This window comes from Bizionia gelidisalsuginis (assembly GCF_008086185.1).
Lineage (GTDB): Bacteria > Bacteroidota > Bacteroidia > Flavobacteriales > Flavobacteriaceae > Bizionia > Bizionia saleffrena.
This window is the reverse complement of sequence record NZ_VSKN01000002.1, coordinates 49,280-61,424: the sequence shown is the minus strand read 5'-3', so window position 1 is coordinate 61,424 and position 12,145 is coordinate 49,280. Positions and strand designations below refer to the sequence as shown.

Genomic DNA, 12,145 nt, shown 5'->3' with positions numbered 1-12,145 from the left:
CCTTTAAAACAATTACAATGAAACACTTACCATTTCAAAAAGGAGTAGTCCTTTTGCTAGTATTAGCACTGACTGTATGGTCTTGCAAAACGACAAATCAAGTGGTGGATACAACCACGTCTATGCTTTTAAAAACGACTGTTCCGGTGCGTCCTGCAGATCAAAAAGACGTGCTAAAACTCACTGCAGCACCAATACCGGTAGTTCGTGTTGGTTTTATAGGCTTGGGGATGCGCGGTTCAGGTGCCGTTTCGCGAATTACTAATATTCCTAATGTAGAGATTGTTGCCATTTGCGATATTATGGAAGACCGTACCGAAGCTGTCAATGCGAACTTAGAAAGTTTAGGTTTGCCAAAAGCACAAGCCTTTTATGGTGAGGAGGGGTGGAGAGACCTTTCCGCTTTACCAAATTTAGACCTGATTTATATTGCTACCGATTGGAAGAACCACGCAAAAATGGGTGTGCAAGCAATGAAAGACGGTAAGCACGTCGCTATAGAAGTGCCTGGCGCTTTAACTATGGAAGAGATTTGGGAGCTTATAAACACTTCAGAACAAACCCAAAAACACTGTATGCAGTTAGAAAATTGTGTCTATGATTTTTTTGAGTTAACAAGCTTAAATATGGCACAACAAGGTGTCTTTGGAGAAGTCTTACACGCTGAAGGCTCTTATATACACCAATTACAACCATTTTGGGGCGAGTATTGGAATAACTGGCGTATGGACTATAACCGAGATCACAGAGGTGATGTGTATGCAACGCACGGTATGGGGCCAGCGTGTTTATCTTTGAATATTCACCGTGGTGATAAAATGAATTATTTAGTGTCTATGGACACAAAGGCAGTGGGGAATCCGGCCTATATTAAAGAGAAAACCGGAGAAGTGGTGTCCGATTTTAGAAATGGCGACCATACTATGACAATGATTAGAACTGAATTAGGAAAAACCATTCAGATTCAACACGATGTAACGTCTCCGCGTCCGTATTCTAGAATGTTTCAATTAAGCGGTACAAAAGGTTATGCTAACAAATATCCATTAGAAGGGTATGCCTTAAATGCTGAAGATTTAGGAAGTGATATTGTAAAACCTTCGGATAATTTTACCACACACCAATTTGCGCCAGATCACATTAAAAAGGCGTTAATGGAAAAATATAAACACCCTATTGTAAAAGATATCGAAGACAAAGCCAAAGAAGTTGGTGGCCACGGCGGTATGGATTTTATTATGGATTACCGTTTAATGCATTGTCTTCAAAAAGGATTACCTCTAGATATGGACGTGTACGATTTAGCAGAATGGTCGTGCTTAGGACCGTTAACAGAATTGTCTTTAGATAATAATTCGGCTCCTGTTGAAATTCCAGATTTTACTCGTGGTGGTTGGGATAAATTAGATGGCGTTGAATTTGCTCAAGAGTAGCATAACATCTTTAGAGTAAATTATAAACTATTATATACTAAAAAAGACTATCAGAAATGATAGTCTTTTTTTTGTTCTTTACCGAATGTTTACGGTTAGGACATCTATTTAAAATAGTATCATTTTATGCGTTTCTTTTTTTACATTTGAAGATTACTTTTAAGATATGACTAGCACTACCTTTTCTATATTTTTAGCTGAAATAGCTCACAATCCTATCGTTGTTATAGATGCTTCCATTGATATTTCGCAGTATATGCCCATAGATTTATCTGAAGCTAATGACGATTTAAAACAGTTTGATATGTCTTCAGCTATAGCTTGGCACGACTATATTACAAGTACACTTGGTTTTCATAATAAACAAGTGGCTTATGGCGGTTATTTAGAACAACGCGGTATGTATTCGCGTAGTGCTTATTTTAACACACGACATCCTGAAACCGAACGTAATATTCATTTGGGAATAGATTTGTGGATTGCAGCCGGAACACCTGTTTTAGCCGCTTTTAATGGTGAAATTCACAGCTTTAAAGACAATACCAATTATGGTGATTATGGTCCCACCATCATTTTAAAACATACTATTAAGACGGTGACATTTTATACGCTATACGGACATTTAAGTCGTGGATCTTTACCGTCATTAAAAGTAGGGGATATAATAAGACAAGGGGAAATGATTGCTATTTTAGGCGATGCTAAAGTAAATGGTGAATATGCACCACATTTACATTTTCAAGTTATTAGAGACCTTCAAGGCAATAGTGGAGACTATCCTGGCGTGACTTGCATTAAGGATTTAGAGTTCTATAAAAATAATTGCCCCGATCCGAATATTATTTTGGGTTTAGGTAAATAGGATTAGACTATTACACTGAAATGATACTGTTTTTTTTGCAGAAACAATAAAAGCCTAAACATTATTGCTATTGTTCAGGCTTTTGTTTCTTTAACAATTAGCACAAATTAAACCGTGCTAAAGTGGTTTCTAAATCTATATTTTTAGCTGGTCTTTTTTTCAATAAACCTACGGTTGTCCTTTTTTTCGGTTTTACTAATTTGAGAATGTAGCGTTAATAATATTTCATAATCATCCTTTACCCAATCTCCTGTCGACTTTTTCGTATAAACCCCCTCATTGTTAAGATAGCTATTAAATAAGTGATACGCTTTCATAGCATCTTTTTCATTATAAAAATAATCAAACCACACTTGGTGAATCCTGTTTTCTTTAACGATACCTATTCCGCCTTGATACACTTTAATAATCCCCTTAGAATGCGTAAAGGATACTGAGTTCTCATTTCTTTCGTGCGCAGCTTTTAAAATGTAGGCATTGTGCAGTAGGTAATTAGATAGTCGATTAATAATCTCCGCGTTGCTTTCTCTTTTTAAAGGACGTTCTCTCCATTGATTGTTCTCTGGATAAAAAGGATCTTTCTTAAAATCTTTTATTTTTATTACTTCTTCGACTAGGGTTAATTCAGATTCTACAGTTTTATCCTCTCTTGGAATACTTGCAAATAAGCTTCTAGCGGTCTCTAAGTCTTCAAACCGCTCTATTGTTAGCTTCTGATTGCTATATTTAATCTCATTGTCATTTTGAAACGACCACTGTCCAATTTTAACTTTTTGGTCTACCAATTGTGTAAAGGTCGAGTCTGGAAATAAATACAGCACAGAACCTTTATTAAGTTGCTCACTTCCTGACGCTAATGGAGTATCGGCGGTGATTTCTAAATAATCTTTATCAAATTTTTTAATATCCGAGACTGTCCAAGATCCTATTATTTTGTCTTTATTGATTTTTTGAGTAGTCCCGCAGCTGTTAAATATAATAACAAATACGCATAGTAAATTAGTAATTTTCATAAGTAGGTTTTATAATTTGGGTTTATTAATTAAGAATTTGTAGGTTTTTTCTTAGTTTTACTTGCGAATTTAGCAATTTATATTGTAAATGTGAAATAATTGTTAAAAACCTTTCTTTAAAGGCTTTATTGTAGTTGATTGAGAGTCAGTCTTGCCATAAAAGTACTATGTAATAAATGTAAAGCAGTTAATGATTTAATGGATTCGTTTAACCCAATTAAATGGACTGCTATAAGTTTTTTTTAACTTGGCAACGACTAGATACTTTAAGTTGCGCTATAAATAAGCTTTTTGAAATTGTTGTAGACGTTTTGTTAGAGTGTGGAGTAATAATTTAATTATGAGTAATGTAACAAATGAGACTAGTAAAACGAGCCGAATTATAAAAACAAAAAAAGCCTGAAGTTTATACTAAACTTCAGGCTTTAATAATAGTATTATAAGGTATTAGTCTTCAACAATCACCCATTCTCCTTTAGTTAATAAAGGTTCGGCTTGCTTGTATTTTACTGTTTTATTTTCACCACTCATAACGTGTTTAATCGTCACTTTATCATTACGACCCACTTTTGGTTTGTCGCGAACAATAGTTTCTACCACTTGCTGTTGACGTTTTGAATTTCCAGCAGCTTGGTTTTGAGACGAACGCTCATCAAGATTCGGGATCTCATCTTTTTGCGTTTTTAAAATGTCTTTATCTCCCACTTGCTTTGCTTCACTAATCGCATTTGTAGTTTCGCTTGGCAATTCCCCTTTAAATAAGAATGAAATGACATCCTTATTTACTTGGTCGATCATTGTTTTAAACAATTCGAAAGCTTCAAACTTATAAATTAGTAAGGGATCTTTTTGCTCGTGCACAGCTAATTGTACCGATTGCTTTAACTCATCCATTTTACGTAAATGGGTTTTCCAAGAATCGTCAATAATTGCTAAAGCAATATTTTTTTCAAAATCTTTTACCAGTTCTATACCTTGAGATTCGTAGGCTTTTTCTAAATCCGTAACGACATTTAATGTTTTTGTACCATCGGTAAATGGTACTACAATACGTTTGTATTTATCACCTTGATTTTCATAAACATCTTTAATTACAGGGAAAGCGACTTCAGCGTTGCGATCCATTTTTGCTTTATAATGTTCGAAAGCTGCTTTATAAACGTTTTGAGCAATCACTTGGGTTGACAATTTGCTAAAATCAGCTTCAGCGATTGGCGAACTCATAGAGAAATAGCGAATCAATTCAAATTCGAAATTTTTATAATCGTTAGCCGATTTATTCGATTCAGTAATAACTTCCGAAATATCGAAAATCATATTTGCTAAATCCACACGTAAACGTTCTCCAAATAAAGCGTGGTGACGACGTTTGTAAACGACTTCACGTTGCGAGTTCATTACATCATCATACTCTAATAAACGCTTACGAACTCCAAAGTTATTCTCTTCTACTTTTTTCTGTGCACGTTCTATAGATTTAGAAATCATAGAATGTTGAATCACTTCACCTTCTTCAAGGCCCATTCTATCCATCATTTTTGCGATACGTTCACTACCAAATAGACGCATTAAGTTATCTTCTAAGGACACATAGAATTGAGAACTTCCTGGATCTCCTTGACGACCAGCACGACCTCTTAATTGGCGGTCTACACGACGTGAATCGTGACGCTCGGTACCTACAATAGCTAAACCTCCAGACGCTTTTACCGCATCTGATAATTTAATATCGGTACCACGACCTGCCATATTGGTTGCTATTGTTACCTGTCCTGGTTGTCCAGCTTCGGCAACAATATCGGCCTCTTTTTTGTGTAATTTTGCATTTAATACGTTGTGTGGTACTTTACGTAATGCTAACATTCTACCTAACAACTCACTAATTTCAACGTTAGTCGTACCAATTAATACTGGCCGTCCCGCTTGCGATAAGTTGGTGACCTCGTCGATAACGGCGTTGTATTTCTCACGTTTTGTTTTGAAAACTAAATCTTCTCTATCATCACGTGCAATAGGTCTGTTTGTAGGTATTTCTACAACATCTAGTTCGTAGATTTCCCATAACTCTCCAGCCTCGGTTACCGCTGTACCCGTCATACCAGACAGTTTACGGTACATTCTAAAGTAATTTTGAAGTGTTACCGTTGCAAAAGTTTGGGTTGCATCTTCAATTTTTACATTTTCTTTGGCTTCAATCGCTTGGTGTAAACCATCACTATAACGACGACCATCCATAATACGACCGGTTTGTTCGTCTACAATCATTACTTTATTCTCCATAACAACATATTGGTTGTCTTTTTCAAATAAAGCGTATGCTTTTAGTAATTGGTTAAGGGTATGAATACGTTCGGATTTAACACCGAAATCTCTAAATAATTCTTCTTTTAAATTGGCTTCTTCTTCCGTTGGTAGGTTTCGAGCTTCAATTTTAGCCGCTTCAATACCAATTTCTGGCATTACGAAGAAATCAGGATTGTCTTTACCAGAAATGTATTCGATACCTTTATCTGTTAATTCAATCTGATTATTTTTCTCTTCAATAACGTAATACAATTCCGCATCTACCTTTGGCATCTCACGGTTATTGTCTGCCATATATTGGTTTTCCGTTTTTTGAAGGAGTTGTTTGATGCCTTCCTCACTTAAAAACTTAATTAAGGCTTTATTTTTAGGAATTCCTCTATAGACTCTTAATAATTGGAAACCACCTTCTTTAGTATCTCCATCAGCAATTAACTTTTTAGCATCTACTAAAACTTGTGTTAAGTGACGGCGTTGCACGCTTACAATATCATCAACCTTAGGTTTTAATTCTGTAAATTCGTGACGATCGCCTTGCGGAATTGGTCCAGAAATAATTAATGGTGTTCTGGCATCATCGACTAATACAGAATCGACCTCATCGACAATAGCGTAGTGGTGTGGACGTTGTACTAAATCGTTTGGCGAGTTTGCCATATTATCACGTAAATAATCGAAACCAAATTCGTTATTTGTACCGTAAGTAATATCTGAATTATAGGCTTTTTTACGAGCGTCTGAGTTTGGCTTGTGGTAATCGATACAATCAATACTCATACCGTGGAACTCAAAAATAGGCGCCATCCACGCGCTATCACGTTTCGCTAAGTAGTCGTTTACGGTTACTAAGTGTACTCCTTTTTCTGCTAGAGCGTTTAAGTATACGGGAAGCGTTGCTACTAATGTTTTACCTTCTCCAGTATGCATTTCGGCAATTTTACCTTGGTGCATCGCAATACCACCAATAAGTTGTACATCGTAATGTATCATATCCCAAGTGATGGCCTTTCCAACAGCATCCCAAGAGTTAGCCCATTTTGCTTTGTCGTCTTCTAAGGTTACATAGCCTTTAGAGCTAGAAATATCTCTATCGAAAGCATTTGCTGTTACTGTAATTTCGGTATTGTTGGTAAAACGTTTTGCTGTTTCTTTAACTACGGCAAAGGCTTCAGGTAAAATCTCGTCTAGGGTTTCTTCGGTTGCAGCATACGACTCTTCTTTGATTTTATCTATTTCTAAATAAATGTCTTCACGTCTATCGATATCATCAGAAGCCGTAGATTCCTCCAAAAGAGCCTCTATTCTATCATTAAACGGTTGCCTAGTTTTTGCTATAATGGCTTTAAATTCAGCTGTTTTCGCCCTAAGTTCATCGTGAGATAACGCTTCTAAGGCTGCTTCGTGTGTTTTAATTTTTTCAACGATTGGCGAAATAGACTTAACGTCTTGTTTTGATTTGTCGCCAACAAATACTTTTAATACTGAATCTAAAAAACTCATTGTAGATTATTTATGGTTATACCAATATAGCTATACCGGTAATTATTATATGTAGGTTATAAACCTTTGTAAAAAGGGCTTAAAGATACGTTTTGTTTCTGTGCTTTTTTTAAAATAAGCACAAAAAAAAGCCTCCATTATGAGACTTTTTTTTATGATTTAATTTATTAATACTCGTCCTCATTCCAGAGGTAGTCTTCGTCTGTTGGATAATCTGGCCATATTTCTTCTATAGAGTCGTACGAATCTCCTTCGTCTTCAATTGCTTGTAAGTTTTCAACAACTTCTAAAGGAGCTCCTGTTCTAATAGCGTAATCTATAAGCTCATCTTTTGTTGCCGGCCAAGGCGCATCACTTAAATAAGATGCTAATTCTAAAGTCCAATACATTTCTTATTAGGTTTATTTTTTTGCAAAAATAATTTTTTAGTTGTAATAGTCAAGGAAAAAGTGAATTATTTTATCAATAATAAAAAAGAACGTCTTTTTTGCACTGAAACTATTTGACTGTAAATATCTTGCAGTGTTATTAAATTACAGATGTGGTTTGTGTTTCTATGTTTTTAAAAAGAAGAATTAAACGGGGTTAATTCTTCTCTGGAATCCATTTGACTTCGTCTGCTTGCAGGTCTGATGACAATTTTCGTGCCAACACAAAAAGGTAGTCAGATAGGCGGTTTAGATACACTAATGCTTCTGGTAAAAAGGGCTCTAATGCGTTCAATGCAGAAGCTAATCGTTCTGCTCTACGACATACACAACGTGCAATGTGACAGAATGACACCGTTTGATGTCCGCCCGGTAATACAAAATGCGTCATTTGTGGCAAGTCGGCATTCATCGCATCCATTTCACGTTCTAAAAGAGCAATATCTTCTTCTGATATTTTTGGAATATTTAAACGCTCTTTACCATTTTTAAGGGTCGCTTTTTCCGGGTCGGTAGCCAGAATAGCGCCCACAGTAAATAAACGGTCTTGTATAATGACAAGAATGTCTTTGAAATCTTGATTGATGTCTTGATCGCGAATTAAGCCAATATGTGAGTTTAACTCGTCTACGGTACCATAACTATCAATTCGAATATGATGCTTTGGTACTCGGGTGCCACCAAATAAAGCGGTGGTGCCTTTGTCTCCAGTTTTTGTGTAAATTTTCATAGGTTAAAGGTATGTAGAAAAAGTGAAGTTTGAAAGATAATTAGGTATTAGGGCGGTGGTATAAGATATGAGGTATTAGGAGGACGATTCGCAAGCTCACTTTTCAGAATCGGGAGTAAAGAGTCAAGAGCTAATATTGATAGATTTAAGTAGTGGGCAGTACAAGGTTAGCTTAGAATTTGTTTGCGGGTTCACTTTTCAGAAACAAGTAACAATATTTTGTAGCTCTGTGTTAACCATTGACCACACCACAAACTATTTTAGTTGACGACTTAATATAGCCAACCCCTAGACTTAAAAACGTATTTTAAAATGTTCTTTGGCTTGTTCTTTTCTAAAGAAAACAATACCCCAAAAGAAGAGATCTACGGTTACAGTGACTTTTGGATGCTGTTTTATGTGTTCCCAAGCTTCAGTCATATCTTCAGACCAATAAATATCATCAAAAATAAAGACAGAGTCGTTATGAACGGTTTCTAATAGCGTTTCAAAATAAAGAATTGTAGCCTCTTTTTTATGATTGCCATCAAAGAACACAAGGTCGTAGGTATTGTTTTTTAAAGGCGGTAATTCCTTTTTAAAATCACCTGTTATCAGTGTCGTGTTTTCAATTTGAAATTGTTTAAAGGTATTTGCTGTAAACTCTGAAATATTTGGGCAGCCTTCAATCGTTGTTATTTTTGCTTCCGGGTTGCCTTTGTGCATAGCGTAGGTCGCTGTACCCAAAGCGGTACCTAATTCTAAAATCTGTTGCGAATTAAAATAACGCACCAAACGAAACAGCAACTTAGCACGTTTTAAAGGGGTGCCAGCGTTGCGCGACATTTTACTAATGCGGCGCGCCTTATTTTTCATTACACGAGAACCTCTGCCTAAATCGGTAACCTCTAGCGTATTGTTGTTAGACGCTAGATGGTTACGATAATTTTTTAATTTCGAATAGTCGCTGTAGCGCTGTTTGTCGTACACACATTGCGTGATAAAATTGTAGACAAAAGGCGAATGAACCCCGTGCTGATTAGATGCTTTAGTTAAAAATTTAAAATAGGCTGCAATAGTGTACCACATCATAAAAACGAATTAAGTAACGCGATTATCCTTCTTGTTTTTCGGAAAGTTCTAACCAGCGCATTTCTTTTTCTTCGAGCGATGAAATAATCTTTTGAAGTTTTTCAGACAGTTCGTTAATCTGTTCTGTGCTTAACTCCGGATTTAAAAATTTCTTTTCAAACTCTTTTTTATCGTATTCTAAACTGCTTATTTTACTCTCTAAACTTTTATATTCTTTTTGTTCGCTGTAAGATAACTTTATATTGTTTTCTTTTTTCCAGTTTTTCTTCTCTTTTTTCGATGCGTCGTCTGCTTCTTGAACGACCTCTTTACTGTCGTCATACACTCTAAAGTCAGAATAGTTACCTGGAAAGTTCTCTACAACACCTTCACCTCTAAAGACGAACAAGTGATCTACAATTTTATCCATAAAGTAACGGTCGTGAGAAACTACAATTAAACACCCTGGAAAGTCGAGTAAAAACTGCTCTAAAACGTTTAGCGTAACAATATCTAAATCGTTGGTAGGCTCATCGAGGATTAGAAAGTTTGGATTTTGAATTAAAATGGTACATAAGTACAAGCGTTTGCGTTCACCACCACTTAATTTTTCGACAAAATCATATTGCTTTTTTCTATCGAATAAAAAGCGCTCTAATAATTGTTGTGCACTTATTTGACGCCCTTTTTTTAACGGAATATAATCGCCAAACTCACGGACCACATCAATTACTTTTTGATCGGGTTTTACAGTGATTCCTTTTTGAGTATAGTACCCGAATTTCACGGTTTCCCCAACGGTTACCGTACCAGAGTCTGGTGCTTCTCTTTCAGATAAAATATTTAGGAATGTCGATTTTCCTGTTCCGTTTTTTCCAATAATACCAATGCGTTCTCCTTTTTGAAAAACGTAATTAAATTTATCTAAAATCAGTTTATCATCAAAAGCTTTAGATACTTTATGAAACTCTAGAATTTTACTTCCCAAGCGTTCCATATTTAGTTCTAATTGTATTTCGTGATCTTGACGGCGTTGGTTTGCGCGGTGTTTAATATCGGCGAAATCGTCAATTCTAGATTTCGATTTCGTCGTTCTCGCTTTTGGTTGCTTGCGCATCCAGCCTAATTCTTTTTTGTAGAGTTGTTTGGCTTTACCCGTTTCCGATTCGTACTGTTCTATTCGTGCTTCCTTTTTTTCTAAGTAATACGAATAATTACCTTTATAGAAATGCAGTTTCCCATGATCTAATTCTATGATTTCATTGCACACCCGCTCTAAGAAATAACGGTCGTGCGTTACCATAAACAAAGTAATATTCTCTTTGGCAAAAAACTCTTCCAGCCATTCAATCATTTCAAGATCTAAGTGGTTGGTAGGCTCATCTAAAATTAATAAATCGGGTTTATTAATTAATGCATTAGCCAAAGAAAGCCGTTTTTTCTGTCCACCAGACAATTCACTTACTTTTTGATCGAGCTGATCTAATTTTAGTTTGAATAAAATTTGCTTGTATAGGGTTTCAAAATCCCATGCATTATTAATATCCATCTGCTCGAATGCGCGTTGATAAACCTCTTCGTCTTCAGGATTAAGTAATGCTTTTTCGTAGTTTTTTATAACATCCAAAATAGGGTTGTCAGAATTAAAGATAGTGTCTTCTACCGTTAAACTTTCATCCAAATGCGGTTCCTGAGACAGGTAAGACATTCTTATATTTTTTCTAAAAACAACTTGACCCGAATCTGGGGTGTCTAATTGCGTTATAATATTTAAAATAGAGGTTTTACCCGTTCCGTTTTTAGCGACGAAAGCTATTTTTTGATCTTTATGTACACTAAACGAAAGGTCTTCAAATAAAGTGAGTTCACCGTAAGACTTTGCTATATTTTCTACCGTTAAATAATTCAATATATTGTTTTTATGCAAATAAACGGTTTAAAAACCAAAAAACGGGATAGAAGTTTTGTTATTCGTGACGAAAAGCTATATTTGTGATTAAACCAATTGCCAAAAAATGAAACGATTTATAATATGTTTCACGGTATTGCTCAACCTTTTAAGTTCTTCGTGCATTACCAATAAAGATGTTGTTTACTTACAAGATAAAGGTACAGTTGTAGACGATGCGCTTGTTGTAAAAGAGCTGTCCAAACCGTACCGCCTCCAAATTAACGATATACTAAGTATAAATATTAAAGCGATAGATTCGGAGTTAAAAAAATTAGTTGAGGTTTTTAAACCCGTTGAAGATGCCACAGGAGAAGGTGGCCAGCAGGCGTTATATTTTAACGGCTATACCGTAGATTTACATGGTAATATTGAATTCCCTATTCTTGGAAAAATTAATGTTTTGGGCTTTACTACCGATGAGGTTACCGAAAAAGTAAAGGAAGAGCTCCATAAAAAATATCTAAAAGATGTGTCTCAGGTGTTTATCACCGTTAAACTAGCCGGATTACGTTACACAGTAACGGGCGAAGTTGGAGGGGCGGGAGTATTAACCCTATTTCAAGACCGCGTTAATATTATTGAAGCCTTGGCCAATGCGGGTGATGTAAAAAATACTGGTGACCGTACCGATATTTTGGTGATTAGACAATACCCACAAGGTCAGAAAATACACCATATTGATTTAACCGATATTACGGCACTACAATCGCCGTATTACTATATCCAACCCAACGATATTATTTTGGTAAAACCTTTAAAGCGTAAAGCTATAGGTGCAGGTGAAACGGCAACGCAAACCTTAACCACTATTGCTTCTTTATTCGCCGTAGTCGTCTCGACCTACTTTTTAGCACGAAATCTTTAAACCTTAGTT

The 12,145-nt window shown here is 35.8% G+C and carries 9 protein-coding genes; 3 read left to right on the top strand and 6 right to left on the bottom strand.

Going from position 1 to position 12,145, the window contains the following annotated elements; genetic code table 11:
• Positions 1 to 17: 17 nt before the first annotated feature.
• Together ES677_RS02285 and ES677_RS02280 are read left to right on the top strand one after the other, a co-directional pair.
• The gene (locus ES677_RS02285; RefSeq protein WP_148368074.1) at positions 18 to 1,433 is read left to right on the top strand and encodes a Gfo/Idh/MocA family protein; all 1,416 of its coding nucleotides are present in this window, start codon (positions 18 to 20) and stop codon (positions 1,431 to 1,433) included.
• A gap of 166 nt (positions 1,434 to 1,599) precedes the next feature.
• The gene (locus tag ES677_RS02280) at positions 1,600 to 2,295 is read left to right on the top strand and encodes a peptidoglycan DD-metalloendopeptidase family protein (protein WP_148380318.1); all 696 of its coding nucleotides are present in this window, start codon (positions 1,600 to 1,602) and stop codon (positions 2,293 to 2,295) included.
• Between the two features lie 143 nt (positions 2,296 to 2,438).
• On the opposite strand, the gene ES677_RS02275 is transcribed toward ES677_RS02280, so the two are convergent.
• The 6 genes from ES677_RS02275 to ES677_RS02250 all read right to left on the bottom strand — a co-directional run bounded on the left by ES677_RS02275 (position 2,439) and on the right by ES677_RS02250 (position 11,229).
• Positions 2,439 to 3,308: a hypothetical protein gene (locus ES677_RS02275; RefSeq protein WP_148380317.1), complete on the bottom strand. Its 870-nt coding sequence runs from the start codon at positions 3,306 to 3,308 to the stop codon at positions 2,439 to 2,441.
• A gap of 447 nt (positions 3,309 to 3,755) precedes the next feature.
• On the bottom strand, positions 3,756 to 7,112 hold the full coding sequence (secA, locus tag ES677_RS02270) for a preprotein translocase subunit SecA (RefSeq protein ID WP_148368071.1): 3,357 nt from the start codon (positions 7,110 to 7,112) through the stop codon (positions 3,756 to 3,758).
• 167 nt (positions 7,113 to 7,279) lie between these two features.
• Positions 7,280 to 7,501, bottom strand: a complete 222-nt coding sequence (locus ES677_RS02265; RefSeq protein ID WP_008272287.1) for a DUF2795 domain-containing protein — start codon at positions 7,499 to 7,501, stop codon at positions 7,280 to 7,282.
• Between the two features lie 196 nt (positions 7,502 to 7,697).
• Positions 7,698 to 8,270 carry a cob(I)yrinic acid a,c-diamide adenosyltransferase gene (locus ES677_RS02260; protein ID WP_148368070.1) on the bottom strand — a complete coding sequence of 191 codons (573 nt, stop codon included), beginning with the start codon at positions 8,268 to 8,270 and terminating at the stop codon, positions 7,698 to 7,700.
• 294 nt (positions 8,271 to 8,564) lie between these two features.
• A complete protein-coding gene (locus ES677_RS02255; protein WP_317130601.1) occupies positions 8,565 to 9,341 on the bottom strand; it encodes an O-methyltransferase in 777 nt (258 codons plus the stop codon).
• A 22-nt stretch (positions 9,342 to 9,363) separates the two neighbouring features.
• Positions 9,364 to 11,229, bottom strand: a complete 1,866-nt coding sequence (locus ES677_RS02250; protein WP_148380316.1) for an ABC-F family ATP-binding cassette domain-containing protein — start codon at positions 11,227 to 11,229, stop codon at positions 9,364 to 9,366.
• 106 nt (positions 11,230 to 11,335) lie between these two features.
• Here ES677_RS02250 and ES677_RS02245 point away from each other — a divergent pair, with 106 nt between their 5' ends.
• Positions 11,336 to 12,136, top strand: coding sequence for a polysaccharide biosynthesis/export family protein (locus tag ES677_RS02245; protein WP_148380315.1), 801 nt, complete (start codon positions 11,336 to 11,338; stop codon positions 12,134 to 12,136).
• Positions 12,137 to 12,145: the final 9 nt, after the last annotated feature.